The sequence below is a fragment of the Wenzhouxiangella limi genome, assembly GCF_010499265.1.
Taxonomy (GTDB): Bacteria; Pseudomonadota; Gammaproteobacteria; order Xanthomonadales; family Wenzhouxiangellaceae; genus Wenzhouxiangella; species Wenzhouxiangella limi.
In genome coordinates this window covers 122,455-146,349 of record NZ_JAAGSC010000041.1, presented here as the reverse complement: position 1 = coordinate 146,349, position 23,895 = coordinate 122,455, and the positions used below count along the sequence as shown (strand labels likewise).

21 protein-coding genes are annotated in these 23,895 nt (G+C 63.8%); 12 read left to right on the top strand and 9 right to left on the bottom strand.

Features of this window, described 5'->3' with window-relative positions; translation table 11 throughout:
- Positions 1-53: 53 nt before the first annotated feature.
- From G3I74_RS09380 to G3I74_RS09360, 5 genes are read left to right on the top strand one after another with little or no spacing between them, the layout of a single operon-like run.
- Positions 54-482: a response regulator gene (locus G3I74_RS09380; RefSeq protein ID WP_164211336.1), complete on the top strand. Its 429-nt coding sequence runs from the start codon at positions 54-56 to the stop codon at positions 480-482.
- Positions 483-525: 43 nt separating this feature from the next.
- Positions 526-1,107: a chemotaxis protein CheW gene (locus G3I74_RS09375; protein WP_164211335.1), complete on the top strand. Its 582-nt coding sequence runs from the start codon at positions 526-528 to the stop codon at positions 1,105-1,107.
- Between the two features lie 40 nt (positions 1,108-1,147).
- Positions 1,148-3,190: a methyl-accepting chemotaxis protein gene (locus G3I74_RS09370; RefSeq protein ID WP_164211334.1), complete on the top strand. Its 2,043-nt coding sequence runs from the start codon at positions 1,148-1,150 to the stop codon at positions 3,188-3,190.
- Between the two features lie 49 nt (positions 3,191-3,239).
- The gene (locus tag G3I74_RS09365; RefSeq protein ID WP_164211333.1) at positions 3,240-8,612 is read left to right on the top strand and encodes an Hpt domain-containing protein; all 5,373 of its coding nucleotides are present in this window, start codon (positions 3,240-3,242) and stop codon (positions 8,610-8,612) included.
- Positions 8,609-9,091 (top strand): chemotaxis protein CheW, encoded by a 483-nt coding sequence (locus G3I74_RS09360; RefSeq protein ID WP_164211332.1) that lies wholly within the window; start codon positions 8,609-8,611, stop codon positions 9,089-9,091. Before G3I74_RS09365 ends, G3I74_RS09360 begins: the two co-directional genes overlap by 4 nt.
- Before the next feature lie 37 nt (positions 9,092-9,128).
- Here the strand turns inward: G3I74_RS09360 and accC are convergent, their stop codons facing one another.
- The 6 genes from accC to cutA all read right to left on the bottom strand — a co-directional run bounded on the left by accC (position 9,129) and on the right by cutA (position 14,636).
- Entirely contained in the window at positions 9,129-10,478 is a 1,350-nt protein-coding gene (accC, locus tag G3I74_RS09355; protein ID WP_164211331.1) for an acetyl-CoA carboxylase biotin carboxylase subunit, read from the bottom strand.
- Positions 10,479-10,490: 12 nt separating this feature from the next.
- Positions 10,491-10,955 (bottom strand): acetyl-CoA carboxylase biotin carboxyl carrier protein, encoded by a 465-nt coding sequence (gene accB / locus G3I74_RS09350; protein ID WP_164211330.1) that lies wholly within the window; start codon positions 10,953-10,955, stop codon positions 10,491-10,493.
- A gap of 31 nt (positions 10,956-10,986) precedes the next feature.
- The gene (aroQ, locus tag G3I74_RS09345; RefSeq protein WP_164211329.1) at positions 10,987-11,433 is read right to left on the bottom strand and encodes a type II 3-dehydroquinate dehydratase; all 447 of its coding nucleotides are present in this window, start codon (positions 11,431-11,433) and stop codon (positions 10,987-10,989) included.
- 125 nt (positions 11,434-11,558) lie between these two features.
- A complete protein-coding gene (locus tag G3I74_RS09340) occupies positions 11,559-12,092 on the bottom strand; it encodes a TlpA family protein disulfide reductase (RefSeq protein WP_164211328.1) in 534 nt (177 codons plus the stop codon).
- The gene (locus G3I74_RS09335; RefSeq protein WP_164211327.1) at positions 12,089-14,341 is read right to left on the bottom strand and encodes a protein-disulfide reductase DsbD; all 2,253 of its coding nucleotides are present in this window, start codon (positions 14,339-14,341) and stop codon (positions 12,089-12,091) included. The genes G3I74_RS09340 and G3I74_RS09335 overlap by 4 nt, the downstream gene beginning before the upstream one ends.
- Positions 14,334-14,636 (bottom strand): divalent-cation tolerance protein CutA, encoded by a 303-nt coding sequence (gene cutA, locus G3I74_RS09330; RefSeq protein ID WP_338063088.1) that lies wholly within the window; start codon positions 14,634-14,636, stop codon positions 14,334-14,336. Before cutA ends, G3I74_RS09335 begins: the two co-directional genes overlap by 8 nt.
- Before the next feature lie 302 nt (positions 14,637-14,938).
- Between cutA and groES the strand changes: the two genes are divergently transcribed.
- The 7 genes from groES (at position 14,939) to nfi (ending at position 22,549) form a co-directional block, all read left to right on the top strand.
- Positions 14,939-15,229 (top strand): co-chaperone GroES, encoded by a 291-nt coding sequence (gene groES, locus G3I74_RS09325; RefSeq protein ID WP_164211325.1) that lies wholly within the window; start codon positions 14,939-14,941, stop codon positions 15,227-15,229.
- A 53-nt stretch (positions 15,230-15,282) separates the two neighbouring features.
- On the top strand, positions 15,283-16,941 hold the full coding sequence (groL, locus tag G3I74_RS09320; RefSeq protein ID WP_164211324.1) for a chaperonin GroEL: 1,659 nt from the start codon (positions 15,283-15,285) through the stop codon (positions 16,939-16,941).
- A 131-nt stretch (positions 16,942-17,072) separates the two neighbouring features.
- Positions 17,073-18,077 (top strand): amidoligase family protein, encoded by a 1,005-nt coding sequence (locus G3I74_RS09315; protein WP_164211323.1) that lies wholly within the window; start codon positions 17,073-17,075, stop codon positions 18,075-18,077.
- Positions 18,074-18,862, top strand: a complete 789-nt coding sequence (locus G3I74_RS09310; RefSeq protein WP_164211322.1) for a gamma-glutamyl-gamma-aminobutyrate hydrolase family protein — start codon at positions 18,074-18,076, stop codon at positions 18,860-18,862. The genes G3I74_RS09315 and G3I74_RS09310 overlap by 4 nt, the downstream gene beginning before the upstream one ends.
- Complete coding sequence (gene glnE, locus G3I74_RS09305) at positions 18,859-21,402, top strand: bifunctional [glutamate--ammonia ligase]-adenylyl-L-tyrosine phosphorylase/[glutamate--ammonia-ligase] adenylyltransferase (protein WP_164211321.1); 2,544 nt, start codon at positions 18,859-18,861, stop codon at positions 21,400-21,402. Before G3I74_RS09310 ends, glnE begins: the two co-directional genes overlap by 4 nt.
- A gap of 37 nt (positions 21,403-21,439) precedes the next feature.
- Positions 21,440-21,892, top strand: a complete 453-nt coding sequence (locus tag G3I74_RS09300; protein ID WP_164211320.1) for an Mpo1 family 2-hydroxy fatty acid dioxygenase — start codon at positions 21,440-21,442, stop codon at positions 21,890-21,892.
- A 12-nt stretch (positions 21,893-21,904) separates the two neighbouring features.
- Complete coding sequence (nfi, locus tag G3I74_RS09295; protein WP_164211319.1) at positions 21,905-22,549, top strand: deoxyribonuclease V; 645 nt, start codon at positions 21,905-21,907, stop codon at positions 22,547-22,549.
- A 14-nt stretch (positions 22,550-22,563) separates the two neighbouring features.
- Here nfi and gcvH read toward each other — a convergent pair whose 3' ends face one another.
- The 3 genes from gcvH to G3I74_RS09280 all read right to left on the bottom strand — a co-directional run bounded on the left by gcvH (position 22,564) and on the right by G3I74_RS09280 (position 23,822).
- Complete coding sequence (gcvH, locus tag G3I74_RS09290; protein ID WP_164211318.1) at positions 22,564-22,950, bottom strand: glycine cleavage system protein GcvH; 387 nt, start codon at positions 22,948-22,950, stop codon at positions 22,564-22,566.
- A 58-nt stretch (positions 22,951-23,008) separates the two neighbouring features.
- Entirely contained in the window at positions 23,009-23,311 is a 303-nt protein-coding gene (locus G3I74_RS09285; RefSeq protein ID WP_239056808.1) for an Mpo1-like protein, read from the bottom strand.
- A 76-nt stretch (positions 23,312-23,387) separates the two neighbouring features.
- Positions 23,388-23,822, bottom strand: coding sequence for a MerC domain-containing protein (locus G3I74_RS09280; protein WP_164211316.1), 435 nt, complete (start codon positions 23,820-23,822; stop codon positions 23,388-23,390).
- Positions 23,823-23,895 lie beyond the last annotated feature (73 nt).

Here is a 23,895-nt window from a genome sequence, read left to right as displayed (position 1 = left end):
ACCCTACGCAATAGTTTACAAGGGGGATGGTCCGGCGATTACCATAGCGGCTTATGAGTGAACATGACAGCCCCAGCAGCAACCAGGACGCTACGGCGATTGCCGGCCTGAAAATCCTGTTGATCGACGACAGCCGGACCATCCGGCGATCGGCGGAAACCATGCTGACGCGAGAGGGCTGCGAGGTCATTACCGCAACTGACGGGTTCGAGGCACTTGCGCTTATTCATCGCCACGAGCCGGATCTGATTTTCGTCGACATCATGATGCCGCGCCTTGACGGCTACCAGACCTGCGCCATCATCAAGAACAACGCGCGCTTTCGGCGGGTGCCCGTGATCATGCTTACCAGCAAGGATGGGCTGTTCGACAAGGCCCGCGGCAAAATCGTCGGATCGGATCACTACCTGACCAAGCCTTTCACGCGCGATGAACTGCTCAGTGCGGTGAGGGATCAGCTGAACGCGACAGCCGCGGCCTGAAAAGGCGCCGAGAGCGGCACAGGCTTTCTCCGGGATATCGCCGATGGAACAATCCGCAGACACGCACGCCAAAGACAAGCCCGGAAACGCTGACCTTTTTGCCCGCCTCGTAGACTACGAGCGGCGAAGCCTTGAACATGACGCCGGAGAAGCGCAGCGCCAACAAACGATCAGCAACTGGTCCGGGGTGGGCTTTCGGGTGCGCAACCATCACCTCGCCTGCCGTATCGATCTGATCGAGGAAATCATCGCTCCGCCGCCTTATACGCCCATCCCCGGAACGCGCGAATGGCTGCTCGGGATCGCCAACGTGCGCGGCAATCTGGCGCCGGTCTCGGATTTTGGCTGGTACCTGTTCGGTGACCCGACGGTTACCACGCCCCGGTCACGACTGATCCTGACGCGTTTCCAGTCGCGGCTGGCTGGTCTGATCGTCGACGAAGTACTGGGCCAGCGACATTTCCACACCGACGATCTGACCCCCGATGAGCAATGGCAGGACACACCCTTGTCCGGCCTGGTAAGCCAGTCCTTCCCGGCCGGAGACACGCGTTGGGGAATTCTCGAACTGGATCAACTGGGACAGCGTGCCGACTTCATGAACGGCGCCCGGGAAGGCTGGTGAAATCGCAATCCATGAACGTCACAGCCAACAAGGAAAACCAATGACTCGTGCTGCAAGCAAGAGTGCCTCACAGAAGCTGTCGCCGGGACAGGGGCTGCTGTTTGTTCTGTTGGCGGCGTTGCTGGGAGCGGCGTCCTGGAATTTTTATCTGCTCAACGAGCGCGCGCGCCAGGAGGCGGAATACCTGGCCCTGACGACTGCCATCCAGGTGCGGGCCCAGCAACTGGCCAGGACGGCCAGCGAAGCCGCCCAGGGCGATGTGGATGCCTTGAGCGACCTCGCCGGGCTGCGCAGCGACATCAGTCAGGCCGTGAACAGCCTGCGCGAAGGAAATCCGGCGCTTGCGCTCCCTCCTTCGCCGGACAACGTGAACGCGTCGCTGGCTACCCTGGAAGACATCTGGCGTCGCATCGACCGCGACTCTGGCCAACTCATCGAGCGCACGGACCTTTTGCTGACGCTGGCCGATGCCGCGGCCGACTTTTCTGCTGCCGTACCTCGACTGCAGGCGACCACCGACCAGGTCGTTCAGCGCCTTGTCGCCACTCGGGCCGAGCCGGCACAGATTTACGTAGCCAGTCGCCAGCTGGCGCTGGCCGATCGCATGCTGCGTGAAGTCGGCAACATCATCGACGGAGGCAGCGGCGCCATGACCGCAGCCGACGGCTTCAGCCGCGACGCCACTTTGTTTGGTCGGGTGCTCAGGGGCCTGCTGGACGGCGCCGAGGAGCTCGGGGTCGAGCAGGTGACAGACTCCGAAGCGCGGCAGACACTGGAGTCGGTGAGCAGTCTTTTCGCCGATGTCGGCGATGACGTGGAAACCATCCTGACGGCCTCGACCGACCTGTTCGAAGTGCGTCAGGCCGCCGATGAAATCGGCTTCGATGCCGAAGAACTGACCGCGCAGGCGGCCGTTCTGGCCGATGATTACCGCAACCTTGACGAGGCGCGGCTTTGGCCCTCGCTGACCGCGGGCATCGTCCTGGCGGCCGCCACCTTGCTGGTTCTATTCTCGCTGGGTCTGGGCGCCTACCGCAACCAGCGCCGCAATGCGCGCATGACCGCCGAGATCAATCAGCGCAACCAGGAGGCCATTCTGCGACTGCTTGACGAAATGAGTTCGCTGGCCGACGGCGACCTGACCGTTGAGGCGACGGTCACCGAAGACGTGACCGGCGCCATCGCCGACTCTGTCAACTACGCGGTTGAGGCCTTGCGCGATCTCGTTGCCGGCGTCAACAGTACCGCCCGCCAGGTGGCCGCGCAGGCCCAGGAGACGCGTGCGACCACGATTCAGCTTGCCGAATCCAGCGAACACCAGGCGCGAGAGATCGGCACCGCCACAGACAACATCAACGAAATGGCCCGGTCGTTCGACGACATGGCTGGGCGCTCCAATGAATCGGCCGAAGTTGCCCAAAGCTCGGTCGAGACCGCCAATCGCGGCGCCGACATGGTTCGCCAGACCATCGCCGGCATGGACAACATCCGCAACCAGATCCAGGAAACCTCCAAGCGCATCAAGCGGCTTGGAGAATCCTCCCAGGAAATTGGCGACATCGTTGAGTTGATCAGCGGGCTTTCCGAACAAACCAACGTGCTCGCGCTGAACGCCGCCATCCAGGCCGCTTCTGCCGGCGGTGCCGGACGCGGCTTTGCCGTGGTCGCCGACGAGGTCCAGCGGCTGGCAGAACGAGCCACCGACGCCACTCGCCGCATCGAGGCGCTGGTCCAGACCATCCAGTCCGACACCTCGGAAGCCGTCAACTCGATGGAAGAAACCACTTCCCAGGTCGTGTCCGGGGCGCGGCTGGCCGAGGACGCCGGCGAGGCGCTTGAATCGATTGAAAGGGTGTCCAACGACCTGGCCGGGCTGATCCAGAACATATCGCACCAGGCCCAGGAAGAATCGCGCAGCGCAACCCGCATCGCCGCGATGATGAACGGCATTCGCGACATCTCAGTCCAGACCAGCGAGGGCACCGGACAGACAGCGACTTCCGTTGCCAGCCTGGCCGAACTGGTGCGGGAACTGCGCGAGTCGGTCGCAGACTTCAAGTTGCCCGAGGACGACGACGCGTGACAAGCTCCAGGCGCATCAAGGCGACACGGATCCCGAGCGGAGACAACCCGTGAGCCATTCGCCGCTGAGCCGGGAATCCCTGGAATGGACTCGCCCGATGCTCGAGGAGTTGTGCGTCGACGTGCGCGATTCGCTGGAGTCCTGGGCCGACGAGAGTTCGGCCGACCGTGACCAGCTGCTGGCGCAAGCCACCGAAGCCTGCGAAAAAGTCCACCGCAGCCTGGCCGTGCTCAATTTCGAAAGCGGTGACCTGATGGCCCAGGCCATGCGTGACGCGCTGATTGCCCTGAACGCAGAGACCACAGACACAGAGCAGACCGTTCAGACCGTTTTGGAAGCCACGGCGATTCTTCCGGACTATCTGGACTACGTTGAGGCCAGCGGCAGCGACCAGATCGGCGTCATTCTTCCGGTGATCAATGACCTGCGAGTAGCCGCCGGTCAACCTGCCCTGGACAAAGCGGACTTTTTCCCGGTGCGACTGGGCGGCGTTCGCCCGCCGGCCGACCAGGCCGATGGCTCGCCCGGCTTTCCCGAGCTTCGGCGTCAATTTCAGCTGGCCTTGAGGAATTACCTGACCGGTGGCCGCGAGGCCGCCCTCTTCGCTGGCGTGGGTGAGGCTCTGATGCGGATTCGTAACCATCCGCTGCTGCCCAACGGTCTGCGACGGCTGGCCTGGTCGCTGGCCGGGCTGGCCGAGCTGATCGAGGCAGGGCAAATCGAGTTTTCGGCCGACGTCTCACGACATTTTTCTCGGCTCGACACCCTGCTCAAGGAAGTCTGTGGCGAAACGGACGAACTCGTCATCGGCAGCCGCGCCGACAGCGCGGTTCGGGCCGTCCTGTTCCAGGTTGCCTCCTCGGGGTCGGATTCACCCATGACGCGGGAACTGGCTGCGGCTTTCGACTTCGACAAAGCATTCTCCGAACCCGAACTGGAAGCCAGCGTTTTCCTGGCCGGGCGAAATCGTGATCTGATTCGCGCGGTCACCGAAGCCGCCCGCGAAGACCTGGCGCGGATCAAGGACGTGCTGGGCTCGCAGCTGGAAAGCGACCGGGATCCGGACGTGCTCGAGCACCAGACCGAGTTGTTGGAGTCCGTTGGTGAAAGCCTGGCAATGATCGGCCTCGACGCCCTCGGCCAGCGCATCATCGAACAGGCGAAACGCCTTTCTTCGGTCGGCAGCGATGTCGATGACCCCACTTTGCTTGAGGTGGCGCGAGAGCTGCTGGTGGTCGAATCCGGTCTTTCCGAAGGCTTCTCCGCGGCTGCCCGGGTCGCCATCGACGAAGAAAACGAACCCGAAGCCGCGCCCACGCTGCTGCCGGCTTCCGAACTCCAGCGCATCGTGCGCCATCTCATTCGGGAAAGCATCGAGGACCTGGCCCACGCCCGTCACCTGCTCGATGGCCTGGCTCGCGGCAAGGCCGAGGGCGATGCCGCCTCCGAGGCCGGCAGCATCCTGCGGCGCATTGCCGGAGCGATCCACCTCGCCGAACTTGAGGAGCCCGGCCGGATGCTGGACGCCGCCGAGAGCCTCGTCCAGCGCGAGTTCGTCGCCAATCCTGCTGATCCGGCGCCCGAAGCACTGACAGCGCTCGCCGAATCGCTCACGGTCATCGAGTTCCACCTCGAGGCGATCGGGGCATCGGACGCGGAAAAAACCCAAGCACAGTTTGCCGCAGCGCGCGACCGGCTGCGAGCCCTGGGGTACTGGCCGGAGACGGTGTCCGAACCCGAACCGGAACCGGAACCGGAACCGGAACCGGAACCGGAACCGGAACCGGAACCGGAGCCGGAGCCGGAGCCGGAGCCGGAGCCGGAGCCGGAGCCGGAGCCGGAGCCGGAGCCGGAGCCGGAGCCGGAGCCGGAGCCGGAGCCGGAGCCAGAGCCAGAGCCAGTCGACGAGTTCGATATCGTGGCCATCTTCCTCGAAGAATTCGAAGAGGAAGCGCAGACGCTTGAGAAAACGCTACCGGAGTGGCTCGCACAGCCCGACCGGCAAGACGAAGCACTAAGCACCCTGCGACGGTCCTTCCATTCACTCAAGGGCTCCGGTCGCATGGCCGGCGCCGAGGAGATCGGAGAGTTCTGCTGGGCCTTCGAAAACCTGCTCAACCAGGTCATCGAGGGGCGAATCAAGACCAGCGACGCCCTGGGTCATCTGGTTGCCCAGGCCGTCAACGCCTTGCCGAGCCTGCGTGCTCGACTGACCGGCGAAGGCGAAGCCACGCTGGATACAGAGCAATGTCGAGCGCTGGCTCAGCGGGCTGAGGCCTGGGCAGAGCCTGAGGTCGCGACCTTTGAAGAACCCGTGCCGCCAGAGATGGAAGACCTCGACGACACCCTGATCGAACTGATGATCAAGGAGTTGTCGGATCATCTCGACACGCTCGCAGACTGGGTTGAGCAGGCGCGTTCGCGCGATCTGCCGGGTCAGATCCAGGAGGATCTTGTCCGAGCGGTACACACCATGAAGGGCACCATGCGGTTGGCACCGATCGGCGACGAGTGCGAGACCGCGCAGATTCTGGAAGACTATCTCGACGAACTGCATCTATGCCAGGCCGCACCCAGCGAGGAGGGCCAGCAAGCCATCGAGGAATCTCTGGAATTGTTCACCCTGCGCCTCGACCGCCTGGAGCGTCAGCCGATCGAGGATGTCCATTTCCAGACCGCCGAACTGGCGCGAAGGCTCAGCGCGCTGCAGGAGCAAGCCCACCGTCAACGAACTGGCGAATCGCCAGTGCCGCCGGCAGCGGAATCAACGGATGTTGAGCATGATTCCGTCTTCACCACTTCGCTGGATCCGTTCGCGGCGATCAATGGCGATCTGGAGGACGATCCGTTTTTCCAAATCGAAGAGCCCGAACCGGAGCCGGAGCCAGAGCCAGAGCCGGAGCCAGAGCCGGAGCCGGAGCCGGAGCCAGAGCCAGAGCCGGAGCCGGAGCCGGAGCCGGAGCCGGAGCCGGAGCCGGAGCCGGAGCCGGAGCCGGAGCCGGAGCCGGAGCCAGAGCCGGAGCCGGAGCCGGAGCCGGAGCCAGAGCCGGAGCCGGAGCCAGAGCCGGAGCCGGAGCCGGAGCCGGAGCCGGAGCAGCCCTCAGCTTTTACCCCGGACTACGATGCGATCGGCGAGGAACTACTCGAGACCTTTATCGAAGAAGGCATGGATTTGCTCGAACATGCCGACGGCCTGCTGCAACAGTGGCAGGAATCGCCGGAAGACAGAAGCCTGATTACGGCGCTGCAGCGGGACTTGCACACCCTCAAGGGCAGTGCGCGGATGGTGGGGCTTGATCCATTCGCCGGGATCGCACACGCGCTCGAAGAATTGCTGGAGGGCATCGCTGCCGGAACCCGCAGCGCAACCGCGGAACGCCGCAACGCGCTTGAAGCCGGCTGTGACCACCTCAACGCCATGCTCGAGGCAGTGCTTGACCACGGACCGCTGCCCACAAAAACCGTCGAGGAACTGTTTAGCTCGCAGGCCGAAGAGATCGAATCCAACCGGATCATCGACGAACCATCGGCCACCGACACGACCGAGGCCCACGAAGAGCCATCGTCCCAGCGCAGCGAACAGCTGCGAGTTGATGCCGCTCTGGTGGATGACCTGGTCAACCAGGCCGGTGAGATCAGCATCTTCCGATCGCGGCTGGAGCAGAACATCACGCAGTTGCGGGCCAACATTACCGAGGTCGGGGAAACCGTGACCCGGCTGCGCGGTCAGCTGCGCAAGCTCGAGATCGAGACCGAAGCGCAGGTGCTGGCGCGCTTCGAGCGCGAACATGGCCCGGCTGAAGGTGACTTTGATCCTCTGGAGCTTGACCGCTATTCCACCATCCAGCAACTCTCGCGCGCCCTGGCTGAATCCACCGGAGATCTGGGCAGTCTGACGACGTTGCTGGAAGACAACGCCCGCCAGTCCGAAAACCTGCTGCTGCTGCAGTCACGCGTGGCCAATGAGCTGCAGGAAGGACTGATGGAGGCACGCATGGTGTCGTTCAACACTCTGCTGCCCCGCTTCCGGCGGGTGATACGCAACGCCTGCCGGGAGCTCGGCAAAAAGGCCGAGCTGGAAGTACAGCTGGAGGGGGAAGGCCTGTTGGACCGCAACGTCCTCGACCGCATGACCGCACCGATTGAACACCTGTTGCGCAACTCGGTCAGTCACGGCATCGAAGACCCGGCACAGCGCAGCGCTTCGGGAAAGCCGGAAGCCGGTCGTATCCGTATCGAGGTGGCGCGTGAATCCACGGAACTGGTCATCCGGGTCAGCGATGATGGTAGTGGTCTGAACCTGGAGCGCATTCGTAAGCAAGCCATCGACAGCGGCTTGCTTGACATCGACGATGATCCGGATGACGCTGCCGTCGCCAACCTGGTGTTCGCGGCCGGGCTGACCACGGCCGAGGCGGTCAGCGAGCTGGCCGGGCGCGGTATTGGCCTTGACGTGGTGGATAATACGGTGCGTCAAACGGGGGGCAGCGTCGTGCTCGAAACCCGGGCCGGTCAGGGAACCGCATTCATTATCCGCATTCCGCTATCGCTGACGGTACTGCAGGGCATCCTGGTCGGTATCGGCGAGCGACAGTTTGCGATCCCCCTGCAGGCCGTACGCGGGGTCGTCCGCCTGCCGGTCGAAGAATGGCAGGCGCAGCTTGAAAAACAATCTCCCGGGCTGGAGTACGGCGGCCAGACCTATCCGCTGCTGGAGCTGGAGCGCCAACTCGACTTCACACCGGAGCCCCCCAGGGCCAACACCCTGAACCTGCTCATGGTGGAGACCGGCGATCAGCGAGCCGCGCTGAAAGTGGGCGAACTGCAAGGGCATCGGGAGATCGTGATCAAGCCGGTTGGGCCCCAGATCAGTTCGGTGGCAGGCATCCTGGGTGCAACCATCTCCGGCGATGGCCAGGTAGTTCCGATTCTCGACATCGGTCCGCTGCTTCGTCGTGCTTTTGTCTCCGGCAGCAAACCGAGCGAGGCCCGGTCCGAGATCACGACGGAGGCAGCGCGGCCCGAAAACCAGGCACGGCTGGTTCTGGTCGTCGACGATTCCATCACCGTACGCCGGGTCACCGAACGCGTGCTCGAGCAGCATGGATTCGAGGTCATGACTGCCCGCGACGGCCTGGACGCGGTTGAAGTCATGGTTGACCGCCGGCCCGACCTCATCCTGCTGGATATCGAAATGCCGCGCATGGACGGCTACGAACTCGCGATCCACGTTCGCAACGACAAGCGGCTGATGGATATCCCCATGATCATGATCACTTCGCGCAGCGGCGAAAAACACCGCAAAAAGGCCGCCGATCTCGGCATCAACGACTACATGACCAAGCCTTACCAGGAAAATGACCTGGTCACGCGGGTCTCAGCGCAGCTCGGGCTGGATGAGTCCGGGGAGTCGGCGTCATGACGGCAACGGAAGTTCGCTGCGTCCTGGTACCGGTCACCGGCGCCGAACTGCTGTTGCCCAATGCGTCGGTCGCCGAAGTCACCGGCTACAGTGAACCGGAGCCGATATCGGATGCCCCTGCCTGGATGCCGGGGATGCTGTTGTGGCGGGGCTGGCAAGTTCCGCTGATCCACTTTTCAGTGCTCGCCGGGATCGCCGAACGCGAAGAGTTGAACACGGCCCGGATCTGCTTTGCCAAATCGCTGATCGGCAGCGAGCGTATGCCCTATTTCGCGCTGCTTACCCAGGCGTTTCCGCGCCTGACCACGGTCGATCGCTCGACCTTGGCCGAAATCCCCGAATCCGAACGGCCCATCGGCGTGGCCGGTCGGGTGATGCTGGAAGAAAGTCCGGCCATCATTCCGGACCTTGACCGGCTTGCCCATCTGGTCGCGCACGCCGCTGTCGGTACGCTGCCGCTGTCGGGCAAGACACCGTAGCGGCGAGCGGTTGCTGCCTGCCAGAACCGGCAGGCGGCTACTGAAGACCCAGTAGTTTTTCCAGGTAGTGGATATTGCTGCCGCCGCGCACGAACCCGCTGTCGGTCATCAGGCGCTGGTGCAGCGGCAGATTGCTCACCACGCCACGCAGTACCATCTCGTCCAGGGCAACGCGCATGCGGGCAATGGCCGCCGAGCGAGACTCGGCGTGCGCGATCAGTTTGCCGATCATCGAGTCATAGTTCGGCGGGATCGAGTAGCCATCGTAAATATGCGAGTCAACCCGGATACCAGGGCCGCCGGGGGCGTGAAAAGCCTCGACCTGACCCGGCCGCGGCAGGAACTTTTCGGGATCTTCAGCGTTGATCCGACATTCGACCGCGTGACCGCTGATGCGCACGTCTTCCTGTCTCAGGCGAAGCGGCTCCCCGGCCGCGATCCGGATCTGCTCGCGGATCAGGTCGACACCGGTCACGCATTCGGTTACCGGGTGCTCAACCTGAATGCGCGTGTTCATTTCGATGAAATAGAACTCGCCGTTCTCATACAGAAACTCGAAAGTACCGGCGCCCAGATAGCCGATGCGCTTGCAGGCGTCAGTACAGATTCGACCGATCCGTTCGCGCTGTTTGTCGGTGATGCCGGGCGCCGGCGCCTCTTCGATCACTTTCTGGTGGCGGCGCTGCATGGAGCAGTCGCGCTCACCGAGATGGATCGCATTGCCGTGGGCGTCGGCGAGCACCTGGACCTCGATGTGACGGGGATTGCTCAGGTACTTTTCCATGTAGACGGTATCGTCGCCAAAGGCCGAGCGCGCTTCCTGGCGGGTCAGACTGATGGCTCGGAGCAGATCGTCGGCCTGCTCCACCACTCGCATTCCCCGTCCGCCGCCACCGGCCGCCGCCTTGATCAGCACCGGATAGCGGATATCGCCGGCCAGACGCAGCGAGCGCCGCTCATCATCGTCCAGGGGGCCGTTGGAGCCAGGCACGCAGGGCACGCCGGCCTGGCGCATGGCATGGATGGCTGATACCTTGTCGCCCATCAGACGAATGGTCTCGGCGCGCGGACCGACGAACACGAAGCCCGATTCCTCAACGCGCTCGGCGAAATCGGCATTCTCGGCCAGAAACCCGTAGCCAGGGTGAACGGCTTCGGCGTCGGTCACCTCCATGGCCGCAATCAGGCCCGGCACGTTGAGGTAGCTCTCGGCTGCTGGCGGTGGGCCAATGCAAACGGACTCGTCGGCCATGCCGACATGTTTCAGGTTCCGATCTACGGTGGAGTGCGCGGCCACGGTGCGGATATCCATCGCCTGGCAAGCGCGCAGGATGCGCAGCGCAATCTCGCCCCGATTGGCGATCAGGATTTTCTTGAATGGCGCCATGTGCTGCCTCGCCTAGGACCGGCGGACGACGAACAGCGGTTCGTCGAACTCCACCGGCTGACCGTCCTCGACCAGCACCGCGACCACCTCGCCGGCCAGTTCGGCCTCGATCTGGTTGAACATTTTCATCGCCTCGACCAGGCACAAGGTATCGCCCACCGAGATCTTGCTGCCCACCTTCACAAACGGTGGTGTTTCCGGGTTGGGCGACGAATAGAATGTGCCGACCATGGGCGAACGAACCAGGTCGCCTTCCGGCAGTACCGGCTCTTCAGGGAGATCGTCGGCCGATGACTTCGGCACCGAATCGGGTGTCGTGCCTGCTCCTGCCGCGATCGCTGGAACGGCAGCGGGTGCGGCCACGGAGCCTGAATGGCGAATGAGGCGAACGGATTCCTCGCCTTCGTGAATCTCGATCTCGCCGAGCTGGGAGTCCTCGAGCAGCTCGATCAGTTTCTTGATTTTTCTTAGATCCATCAGTATCTCACTTTCCGGTGAGCGGTGACTTTCAGGTCTTGAGGTCGAAGCGATTGATCACAGCCTGCAGCGCCAGCAGGTAGGAATCGGCGCCGAATCCGGAAATCCTGCCCTCAGCCAGATCGGCCAGGTAGGAATGATGCCGGAACGACTCGCGGCGCTCGGGATTGCTCAGATGAACCTCGATGAAGGGAACACCGGCTGCAGCCAGCGCATCTCTCAAGACCACCGAGGTGTGGGTCAAACCTGCCGGATTAATGATGATCCAGTCGGCAGCTTCGTGGCCGGCCTCATGGACACGCGCGATCAGTTCATGCTCGGCGTTGGACTGGAAAAAAGACAGCGCCACGCCGCAGTCTTCGGCAAATCGCGCCAGCTGGGCGTTGATCTCCTGCAGGCTGGTCCGACCATAGATTTCCGGCTCGCGACGGCCGAGCAGGTCAAGATTCGGACCATGGATGACAACAACACTGGGCACGCTGACTCCGGTAACGGGCAAGATGGGGGAGTGTGCCCGAAACTAACGATGATGTCCACACGTTCGCTGCCGTATGGCGCATTTTCACCGCTCTTGGCCGGGAATCAACCCGCCGAAACGGCGGTCTACAGCCAGGGCGCGAGGGCCGACTCCAGTTGCTCGACGCTGACTTCGCCCAGGTGCTGCCAGCGGATGACGCCGCTCCGGTCAACCAGCACGGTGTACGGCAGGGCACCGGCCGCATTGCCCCAGGCACGCTGGGTGGCCATGACGTCGGCATTGCCGGCGGCAATCGGGTAACGGATCTCAAGTCCGGTCACGAACTCACGCACGGCTTCGAGATCATCGATGGCCAGTCCGACCACGGCCAGGTCATCACCGTGGCGTTCGCTGGCCGCCTGCAGCACCGGCATCTCTCGCCGGCACGGTGCACACCAGGTAGCCCAGAAATTGACCAGCAGCAGCTGACCCTCGAAGTCGTCGGCATCGATCCATTCACCGTTCAGCCCCCCGTGCCGAAAACCCGGCCGGGGGTCGCCCACCGCCGCACCGGCAGTGCCGGGCTCGGGCGGCGCCGGACGCGACAGCCAGGCAAAAGCACCGCCCAGCGACAGCCCGATCAGCGCCGCGCCGATGTACAGCCACAGCATTCGGCTCATGCGCCGCGCGCCTCATCGAGCAGGCCGGCCAGCTGATCCGGCGCAATGAACCCGTAGGTGCGCAATCCGGGAAGCTCCTGCCCACCGGCAAAAAACAGGTAGGCCGGCGGCCCGATCAGACCGAAATGCTCCAGGATTTCGCGGTCATCGTCGGTATAGTCGGTCACGTCCACTTTCAGAATGGTCATCTGCGCAAAACGCTCCTGGACCGCGGCTTCCGGAAAGGTCCGCCGTTCCATACGCCGACAATCCACGCACCACTCGGCGGTAAAGCTCAGAAAGACCGCCCCCGGGGCCGTGGCGATGGCTGACTCCAACGCCTCCAGGGTCTCGACCGGCTGAAACGACACCGTCTGGACCGGCGCTCCCGCACCCGCCCCACCGCGCAGATGGTTCAGCGGCCGCATCCAGTCGTCCCCGCCCGACAAGGCCCCGAGGATCTGCGCGCCACCGAAAAGCAACGCGATCACGCCCAGCGCCTGCCACAGCTTGCGCCAACCGGCGACATCCGGCGGCAGCCGGGTCAAGGCACCGAGATAGACCCCACTGGCTATCGCCAGCGCACCCCACATCAGCATGATCGCGGTCGGCGGCACCACCCGCTCAAGCATCCAGATCGCCAGCGCCAGCAGGCCGACTCCGAACACCGCTTTGACCGCATTCATCCAGCCGCCGGCGCGCGGCAGCAGCTTGCCGGCCGAGGTGCCCCAGACAATCAGCGGAATACCCATGCCCATGGCCATGGCAAACAGGGCCGCTCCGCCAAGCACGGCGTCGCCCGTCTGACCGATATAAATCAGCGCACCCATCAGGGCCGGGGCCACGCAGGGTCCCACGACCAGCGCCGAGAGCGCGCCCATGATCGCGGCGCCGATCAGCGTCCCGCCCTCGGCCCGATTCGACAATTCATTCAGACGGGTCTGCACCGAAGCCGGCAGCTGCAGCTCGTAAAAACCGAACATGGCCAGTGAAAGCAGCACGAACAGGAAAGCGAAACCGCTCAGCACTGCCGGGTGCTGAAAAACAGCCTGCAGATTCTGACCGAAGATGCCGGCCACCACCCCGAAAGCCGTGTAAACCAGCGCCATGGACAGCACGTAGACCAGCGACAGTCGGAACGCTTTCGCCGTGGTCAGGCGATCACCCTCCCCGGCAATCAGCCCCGACAGGATGGGCACCATGGGAAACACGCACGGCGTGAAGGCGAGCAGCAAGCCGGCCACCAAAAACAGCAGCAGGGCCAGAACCGGCGTACCCGCAAGCGCTGCGGCCAGACGGTCCTGCTCTCCGGCCGGCACCGCGGTGGCCGAGGTTTGCTCACCACCGGCGTCCTGTCGGATCGCGATCTCGGCTGCGGGCAGATCCACCGGGAGCCGGGTCTGCATGGGCGGATAGCAGATACTGCCCTCAAGGCAGCCCTGGTAATCCACGATCAGCTCGACTGTCCTGGCCGCTCCGGCCGGGCGCCCGAGGTGGACCGGAATCTCGATTTCGCCGTAGTAGACCTCGGTTTCGCCAAAGGACTCGTCGGTAATCGAGGTGCCCGGCGGCAGATCAGCGCGCACGACTTCCGCGTCGTCGCCGTCGAGACGGAACGCGAACTGCTCGCGGTACAGGTAATATCCGGGCAGCGCGCGCGTGCGGACCAGTAGACTGCCCGGGCCGCTGGCGATGGCGTCGACCGAAAAGGCCTCCTCGGCGGGCAGCGCCTCGTTCGAATCCTGCAGGCCGCCCGGCGAAGGCCGAGGTTGGCGCAACAGATCCGACAATCCGGAAGCGGAGGGCGCGGCGGACGGTTCGGTCGGGGGCATCTGCAGGCTGACACGCTCGCGGCTGGGTGGATAACAGAGGCCCACGTCGGCGCAGCCCTGGGAGCGCACCATCAATTCGATCCGCCCATCCTCGGGCACCGACTCCAGCGGGACCCGCACGCTCACCTGGCCGCGGTAGGTTTCAGTCTCGCCGAAAAACTCGTCCGTGGTCAGTTCTCCACGCGGGATCTGCAGCTCGCCCGCCACGACATCTTCGTTTACGCCATCGACGCGAAACGCGTGTCGATACAGGTAATAACCCTCGGCAATCTGCCAGGTCAGTTCCACCTGCTCACCGTCAGCCGCGGCCTCCAGAGCAAAGGCTTCCTCAACCGGCAACAGGTCATCGGGATTGATCTGGCCCTGCGCCAGCGGGGCCAGGAGCAAAGCCAGGGCGACCGGCCATCCAGTCAGTACAGCAGCGAATCGTTCAGCCATTCGTCATCCAGTTTTCGGCCCACTGCAGATACGCCTCGGCACCGTCGGTCACCGGACTGATCAACAACTCGGGCACATCGTAATCGTGGTGTTCGGCAATGAACCGCTTGAGCGCTTCAATCCGAGCCGGAGCGGTCTTGATCGTCAGCACCACCTCTTGTTCTACCTCAATCCGGCCCTGCCATGGGTAAACCGACCGGACGGGCGCGCTGATGCTGACGCAGGCCGCCAGTCGGGCTTCGACCAGCGCCGCGGCCAGACGTTCGGCCGCGCTTGCGTCTGCACAGGTAGTCACGGCCAGTAGCAGCCGGCAAGAAGACATGGTAGGCAACCTCTCACTTCGAACAAGTCGGCTAGTTTACCTGCTCGGATTTAAGGGCGAATCCACACAATGCTGAAAAATCGGATGCCAACGATCGCCTGCGCGCTCTTGAAACGGCGGCACCGGGGCTCCATTTGGCTGAGCGTGACGGCAGCGTACTGAAAAGTCCTCTGCCCCGAAACTCTGGGTATCGCCGAATCCGGCCTGACGGTAGTCGGCGATGTTTGCATCAACCGTTAATTTCAATCGATACAGTCGTAAGGGAGAAAACACCCATGAATTTGCGTCCTTTGCATGATCGCGTCATCGTCAAGCGCGTTGAAGAAGAGCGCACCACCCCCGGTGGCATTGTCATTCCCGACAGCGCGACCGAAAAGCCGATCCGCGGCGAAGTCCTGGCCGTCGGTAACGGCAAGATCCTCGAGAACGGCGAACAGAAGGCCCTCGACGTCAAAGTCGGCGACAAGGTCCTGTTTGGCAAGTACTCGGGCACCGAGGTCAAGGTCGACTCAGAAGAACTGCTGGTGATGCGCGAAGACGACATCATGGCGGTCATTGAATCCTGATCGGCCCCCAGGTCTCCTAACCCAACCGAATTGAAAGTAGAGGATTAGCAACAATGAGTGCCAAAGAAGTCCGTTTTTCTGAAGACGCCCGCAACCGCATTCTCAAAGGCGTCGACGTTCTGGCCCGTGCGGTCAGCGTTACTCTCGGCCCCAAGGGCCGCAATGTCGTGCTCGAAAAGAGCTTCGGCTCCCCGACCGTGACCAAGGACGGCGTGTCCGTGGCCAAGGAAATCGAGCTGGAAGACAAGTTCGAGAACATGGGTGCCCAGATGGTCAAGGAAGTCGCTTCCCAGACCTCTGACGCCGCCGGCGACGGCACCACCACCGCCACCGTCCTGGCCCACGCCATGCTGCGCGAAGGCCTGAAGTCGGTCGCTGCCGGCATGAACCCGATGGATCTCAAGCGCGGCATGGAAAAGGCCGTGCGAGCCGCCGTTGCCGAGCTGCAGAAGCTGTCCACTCCGTGCACGGACGACAAGGCCATCGCCCAGGTCGGCACCATCTCGGCCAACTCCGATGACGAAATCGGCAAGATCATCGCCGACGCCATGGGCAAGGTCGGCAAGGAAGGCGTGATCACCGTCGAGGAAGGCCAGTCGCTGGAAAACGAGCTGGACGTCGTCGAGGGCATGCAGTTCGATCGCGGCTACCTGTCGCCGTATTTCGTGACCGATCAGCAGACCATGCAGGTCGAGCTGGAAGACCCGTATATTCTGCTGTATGACAAGAAAATCTCGAACGTTCGCGAGCTTCTGCCGGTACTCGAAGGCGTGGCCAAGGCCGGCCGCAGCCTGCTGATCGTGGCCGAAGACATCGAGGGCGAAGCGCTGGCCACCCTGGTCGTCAACAACCTCCGCGGCATCGTCAAGGTCGCCGCGGTCAAGGCACCGGGCTTCGGCGACCGCCGCAAGGCAATGCTCGAAGACATGGCCATCCTGACCGGTGGACAGGTGATTTCCGAAGAAGTGGGCCTGAGCCTGGAGAAGACCGACCTGGAGTCGCTGGGCTCGGCCAAGAAAATCCAGATCACCAAGGAAAACACGACCGTCATCGACGGGGCCGGCAACGGTCAGGACATCGAAGGCCGTGTTGGTCAGATTCGCGCCCAGATTGAGGAGGCCTCCTCCGACTACGATCGTGAAAAGCTGCAGGAGCGCGTGGCCAAGCTGGCCGGCGGTGTTGCCGTGATCAAGGTCGGCGCGGCGACCGAAGTCGAAATGAAGGAGAAGAAAGCCCGGGTCGAAGACGCCCTGCACGCCACCCGTGCGGCCGTCGAAGAAGGCGTGGTGCCCGGTGGCGGCACGGCCCTGGTCCGGGTGATTGCAGCCATTCGCGACATGAAAGCCGACAACGAAGACCAGAACGTCGGGGTCAAGATTGCCCTGCGCGCCATGGAAGAGCCGCTGCGCAAGATCGTCTCCAACTCCGGCGGCGAACCCTCGGTTATCCTGGCCAAGGTCTCGGAAGGCTCGGGCAACTACGGCTACAATGCCTCGTCCGGCGAGTTTGTCGACATGATCGAAGCCGGCATTCTCGACCCCACCAAGGTGACCCGATCTGCCCTGCAGAACGCGTCGTCCGTGGCCGGCCTCATGATTACCACCGAAGCCGCGGTAGCCGAACTGCCGAAGTCTGACGAAGGCGGCGGTGCTCCCGACATGGGCGGCATGGGCGGCATGGGCGGAATGGGTGGCATGGGCGGCATGATGTAAGAAGCCCGGCAACGGGTCTGCTTGGACCCGACGCACCCCGTCAGAACCCCGGCCCCGCGCCGGGGTTCTGCGTTCAGGGCCGAGCCATTTTCGCTATTCTCAAGATCAGGACCATTGCTACCAGCCACTGCATGAACCAGTCGAGCGCTCGCCAGCCCCGTTTCGATCCGCTGCCCCGGCAAACCACCCCGGCGGGCGACGCGCGCCGCATCGGCCTGGAACTCGAGGTGGCCGAGGTTCGGCCGCAGGCGATGGCCGAAGCCGTAACCGCCGTTGTCGGCGGATCGATCGAGCATGAAAGCGCCTTTTTGACTCGGGTTCGCGCGACCGAATTCGGCGACTTCAATATCGAGCTCGACGCCAGCATCCTGCGGGATCGTCGCTATCAGCAAGCGCTCGCCGAGATCGGCATCGACATCGGAGAGGGGTCTGCTCGCGACAACATCGAAGACCTCATGTCAAGGGTCGCCGGGCTGATCGTGCCCCGGGAACTGGTCGGCCCGCCGATTCCCTGGACGGAGTTCGCCCGCCTCGACGAGATCCGACTGCGGCTGCACAAGGCCGGCGCCAAAGGCACGCATTCCTCGCCGTTTTACGCTTTCGGCCTGCAGCTCAACATCGAGGCGGCCAGTCTCGATGCCGATTACCTGCTGAACATGCTGCGCGCCTTCCTGCTCAAGTACGAGTGGCTGCTGGAACGGTCCGATGTCGATCTGGCGCGGCGGATTTCGCCTTACGTCCAGTCCTATCCTGAAGACTATGTCGCCCACGTGCTGAATCCGGATTATCAGCCCGACCTTACGACCCTGATCGACGACTTCCTTTACTACACGCCCACCCGCAACCGTCCGCTGGACCTGTTACCGCTGTTTGCCCATATCGACGAGCAAAGGGTAATGGCCGCGCCGGTGGAAAAAGAGCTGATCAAGCCAAGGCCGGCTTTTCACTACCGGCTGCCCAACTGCCTGATCGACGAACCAGACTGGAACCTGTCCGTTCCCTGGAATGACTGGGTCGCCGTCGAACGCCTGGCGGCAGAGCCGCGTGCACTTGAAAAGGAGTGCACGTCCCGTCTGAAAAGCTCCAGCCCAGTCAAGCGCTGGCTTTCCGCGCTGGTGCGTAAACTGCGCTCATGAGCGGCAAGCGACCCGTCATCGGCGTCACCGGCCCCGACAAGGGCGGGCTGGCGGCCTGGCTGTTTACTGCACGCGCGGTGCGCCGGGCCGGCGGCCAGCCGCTGCGGATTCGCCCGGGCAAGCGCAGCGGCATCGAGCAGCTCGACGGGTTGATCGTCGGTGGTGGCGCCGACGTCAGTCCGGAATTGTACGGCGCCGAGCCGATGCCGAAGCTGGAGTCGCTGAAAGATCCCGGACTGCTCGGCTGGCGTCGCCTGGCGGGGATTCTGCTGTTCCCGCTGCTGCTGCTGGTTCGACGCCTGCTCACGACCAAGACCGGCGGACTCGACCAGGCCCGCGACGCGCTTGAACAGCGCCTGATCAGCGAGGCACGCGATCGCAATCTGCCCCGGCTCGGAATCTGTCGCGGCATGCAGTTGCTCAACGTCGCCGCCGGTGGCACCCTGCACCAGGACCTGGAGGGCTTCTACGAGGAGCATCCGGCGATTCGCTCTGTCCTGCCGCGCAAACGCATCGAGATTGCAAAGGATTCGCGCCTGGCCCGTATCCTGGCCATGACCCGGGTCCGCGTCAACGCCCTGCACTCTCAGGCCATTGATGACCTGGGCGACCACATGATGGCCTGCGCCCATGAAGCCAGCGGTGTAATCCAGGCGATCGAGCAAACCGGGCCGTCCTTCGCGCTGGGTGTTCAGTGGCACCCCGAATACCTGCCCCAGCGCCCTGAGCAGCGGGCGCTCTTCGAGGCGCTGATCAGGGCAGCGGCCGAACGCAAGGCGCCATGAAACGTCCTGTCCACGAACTGACACCCGGGTGGCTGGCAGCACACTGCCGTTTTGTCGATGAGACCTGGCGACGATTTCCGGACCACCCGGACCCTTCTGTTTCCGTCCGCCGACCAGCAGAAGATGAACTGCTCGCCCAACCCGAGATCACGCTGCGCCGGTATCGACAGCTCCAGTCGGTCCACATCCTGTGGCAGGACCTTGCCGGGATGAGCGACATCGCCACGACCGGTTGCGCCATATCGGCGCTGGCGCGCGACTGCCTGGAGCTGGCGCTGGTTGCCGCCGAGCACCAGGTCCAGAAAAACTGCGGCGAGCTGCGCGACGACCGCGATCGACCCCTGCGGCTGGCCGTCCTCGGACTGGGCAAGCTCGGCGGCAACGAGCTCAACTTCAATTCCGATATCGACATCGTGTTCGTCCACGACGGCAAGGGCGAAAGCACCGGCCCGCGCCGTCTCGATGCCGGCCGCTACCACCAGCTGGTCGCGCGCGAATTGATCCGGCTGCTCGATACCGTCACCTCACACGGCCGGGTGTGGATTGTCGACGCGCGTCTGCGACCGTTCGGGGACGCCGGCGCGCTGGTCTGGTCGTTACTGGCAATGGAACAGTATTTTCTGACAGAAGGCCGCACCTGGGAACGCTACGCCTGGCTGAAGGCGGCGCCGGTGGCCGGCGACCTTGACGCCGGAAAGCGCCTGCTGGCCGCCATCGAACCGTTCATCTATCGCCGCTACCTCGACTACGGTATTTTCGACAGCCTGCGCGAACTGCATGCCCGTATCGAGGCCGGCACCCGCAGCCACAGTGGACGCGACATCAAGCGCGGACCAGACGGCATCCGCGCCGCCGAGTTCCTGGTCCAGAGTCAGCAGATCCTGCGCGGCGGACGAGACCGCATGCTGCGCGTCGCCGGCTTTCTGCCCGGTCTGGAGGCCTGCGCCGCGCTCGGTCTGATCGAAGCCGAACCCGCGCGAGAGCTGCAGCAGGCTTACGGCTTTCTGCGCATCCTGGAAAATCGCCTGCAGGCCATGACCGGACGCCAGGGTCACCACCTGCCTTGCGAGACCGAGTCCCTGCAGTGCCTGGCCGAGCTCATGGGCCACGCCGATCCCGCCGCCCTGGACAAGGAAATCGCCGGGCACCAGGCGCGCATCGGCGCCCGGTTCAGCGAGCGCTTTCGGGCGCCGGCCAACGAGACCGCTGTTCCAACCGGCCTCTGGCCGCCACAGGACGATCTCGGCGAGCAGCTGACTCGACTGGGGTTCGAGAATCCCGACGAAGCCGCCAAATCACTGGTCCAGCTCGACAAGCGCCTGACCCGGCGTAACCTGAGCGCAGAGGGTCACCGCCGGCTGGAGCGTCTGCTGCCCGAACTGCTGCTCGCCACGGCGGCCGAACCCGGTGCCGACGCGCTGCTGCCGGAGCTTTTGCGCCTGATCGAACAGATCAGCCGTCGATCCTCCTACCTTTCCCTGCTGCACGAGCGCCCGCAAACCCTGACCCGGCTGGTTCGGGTGTTCTCGCTGAGTGAGCGGGTCAGCGCCTGGATCACCGAGGCGCCACAGCTGCTCGACGACCTGCTCGACCCGATTCACGGCCTGGACCTGCCGGCACTGCCCGCAAGCAGTTCGGATGAGCTGGAAGAAAGCCTCAACGGCCTCGGGCGCTGGCGCCAGGCCGGCTTCCTGCGAACGGCCCTGGCCGAACTCGACGAGCGGATCACGCCGGTCGAGGCGGCCGAGCGCCTGAGCCTGATCGCCGAGACCATCCTCGCCGAGGTTCTTCGCCTGCTCGATCCGCCCGACAGCGATATCGCCGTGATCGGCTACGGCAACCTCGGCGCCCGTGCTCTGCACTACGAGTCCGATCTCGACCTCGTGTTCCTCCACGGTACTGACCCGCCGCCGCTGCGGATCGCGCAGCGCCTGATCAGCCTCATGCAGATGCCTTTGCCGGGAGGGCGCCTGTTCGAGATCGATACCCGGCTGCGGCCGAACGGCCGCGCCGGCATGCTGATCAGCCGGGTTGACAGCTTTGGCAACTACCAGGATAAACAGGCCTGGACCTGGGAGCACCAGGCGCTGATCCGGGCCCGCTGGGTGAACGGCAGCCAGGCCCTCCAAGACCGTTTCGAGCGGATTCGACAACACGTACTGTGCCAGCAACGCGATAGCCACCGGGTGCTCACCGACCTGGCCGACATGCGCGCGCGCCAGCAGCGCGATCGCTCGGAAACCCCGATCAAGGGCCTGATGACCGACATCCAGTACATCGCCGAGGCGGGTGTGCTGTGCCAGGCCGCCAAGAGTCCGGAACTGATCGAGGTCCGGCGGAGCGATCGGCAGATCGACCTGCTCAGACGCTCGGGCTGGCTGACAGGGGAACAGGCAAGCGGGCTCATCGAGGCCTGGAACGAGGCCATTCAGGCCCGCCACATCTGCTGGCTGCAGCGCCACCCCGATGATGTCGACCTGAGCGCAGCGCGCCGGACCGTATCGGCAGTCTGGCAGTCCTGTTTCGGTCGCAGCGGTTAGAATCAGGACACGAAAAGTCCACGAAGGAGCTGCAGCGATGCGATCGGCCGACAGCTGGTTTGACGAATACGGCGAAAGCCACCAGAACCCCACCAACAAGCTGATTCACTGGATCTGCGTGCCACTGATTTTCTGGTCGGTGATCGCGCTGGTCTGGTCCATCCCTGCACCGGTTGAGTGGCTGAACTGGGCGGTACTGGCAGCACTGTTGGTGCAAATCTGGTACGTCGCGCTGTCCCCGCGACTGTCGATCGGCGTTGGCCTTTTCATGCTGCTGTCGCTGGCCCTGTGCTGGTTCCTCGAGACCCGGCTGACGGCGCCGCTATGGGCGGTGGCCCTGGTTGTTTTTGTCGGCGCCTGGATCGGGCAATTCGTCGGTCACCAGATCGAAGGCAAGAAACCTTCTTTCTTCAAGGATCTGGCTTTTCTGCTGATCGGTCCGGCCTGGCTGATGGGTTTCGTTTACCGCCGTCTTGGCTGGTCGTACTGAAAAAGCGTCTCGGTGCTGCCATCGGCCAGTGAACTTGTACAAAAGCAGCGCAAGCTGTCCCGGCGCGTTGTCGTCGAGGACGATCTTCCTGCAGCCATTCGGACCGTAGCCGGCGTTGACGCGGCATTTCCCGAGGGCGGTGGCTTGACTCGGGCGGCAGCGGTGCTGATGTCTTACCCGGGGCTGGAGACGCTCGATCAGGCCGTGGCCGAGCAACCCACGCGCCTGCCCTACATCCCGGGGCTACTTTCTTTTCGCGAACTGCCGGCGGTGCTCGCCGCTCTGGAGCGGCTGTCGTCGGAGCCAGATCTCGTGCTTTGCGACGGCCAGGGCATTGCTCACCCGCGGCGCTTTGGCGTTGCCTGCCATCTGGGGGTAGAGACCGGCCTTTGCACCATCGGAGTCGGCAAGAGTCGCCTGTGCGGACAGGCTGAAGAGCCGGATCGCCAGCGCGGGGCGGAATCCTTGCTGCGCGACGGCGAAGAGGTCATCGGCAGCGTGCTGCGGACCCGGACCGCGGTTCGGCCGGTGTTCGTCTCCAGCGGCCATCGCGTCAGCCTGCAAACGGCCACGCGCCTGGTACTGGAGTGCACACCGCGCTTTCGTCTCCCCGAGCCAATTCGCGCTGCCGACCGGCTCGCCGGCACCCGCGACTAGCACAACACGGCGGATCAGTCTTCGATGTGGGCGCCGTAACCGTCGGCGTCCATCAGCCCTTCAACCTCGGCATCATCCTCCAGCCGCACCGAGAACAACCAACCATCTCCGTACGGATCATTGTTGATGATTTCCGGTGAATCAACAATCGCCTGGTTGACGGCGATGACCTCGCCCGAGACCGGAGTGTAGATGTCTGATGCCGCCTTGACCGACTCGATCACGGCACAGGCATCGCCCTGGCCGAGGGTCGCGCCCTCTTCCGGCAGTTCGACAAAGACCAGGTCGCCCAACTGCTCCTGGGCGTGGTCGGTGATACCGACCTTGACCGCGCCGTCTTCTTCTTGGCTGACCCATTCGTGGCTTTCCGAAAAGCGCAGGTCCTTTGGTATCTCGCTCATAGTGATTCCCCGTCGATTGATGGCTGAGATTCTAGCGCATGCCCTCGGGCGCGATGGCTCAGATTCGAACCCGACCGCGCAGGATATCGGCGAACATCACCCAGTCGCCAAGCAGGCTGTAGAACGGATGCTTGAAGGTCGCCGGGCGATTTTTCTCGAACAGCAAATGACCCAACCAGGCAAAACCGTAGCCGAACAGCGGCATGGCCAGAACCCACCAGGGCGAATGCATCACCGCCAGGGCCAGCGCCACCAGCACCAGCCAGGTACCCATGAAGTGCATGCGCCGACAGCGAACGTCTTCGTGTTCGGAAAGATAGTAGGGATAGAACTCGGCGAAACTGCCAAAGGATTGGGTCATGGCCATCCGCTCCGGGTCGATGGTGAAGTCCGGTCAGAAACGATAGCAGACCGATGGCGACGACAAAAGAACGGATTCAGACCAGCGGAGCAGCCTCATCCCGGCGCACCCGACAGCCGCGAGCGCGTAGATTCCGCCAGTGGCCCAGGATCAGCAAAATACCGCCCAGCGACGTCAGGGCGGCCGCAACCGCGTGATCCATCAAGTGAAAAGCCTCGAACACCGCCGCCAGCGTGATCATGCCCAAGCCGGCCAGGCCGGGCCCCAGCACTTTTCGCCCGGCGCCGCCGCCGGCGCGAAAGGCCAGCAGGCTCAGCGGAATGATGGCAACCACCAGGGTCAGATGAAACCACTCCTCGCCCAAAAGCCCCATCGACAGCCAGGGCGCGACAACCAGCAGCAGCGGCACAGCCAGACAGTGCAGCAGACAGGCCACCGACAGGCAGATGGCGGCCTGATCAAAACGCTCTTTTTTCCCGCCCCGTCTAACGGGATCGAGCACTGCAGCCATGAGATTTGCTCCTGTCATCGTTCTGTCTACTGATTATTCGTAATGATATAACATCTAGCGATCCGGCGCGTCG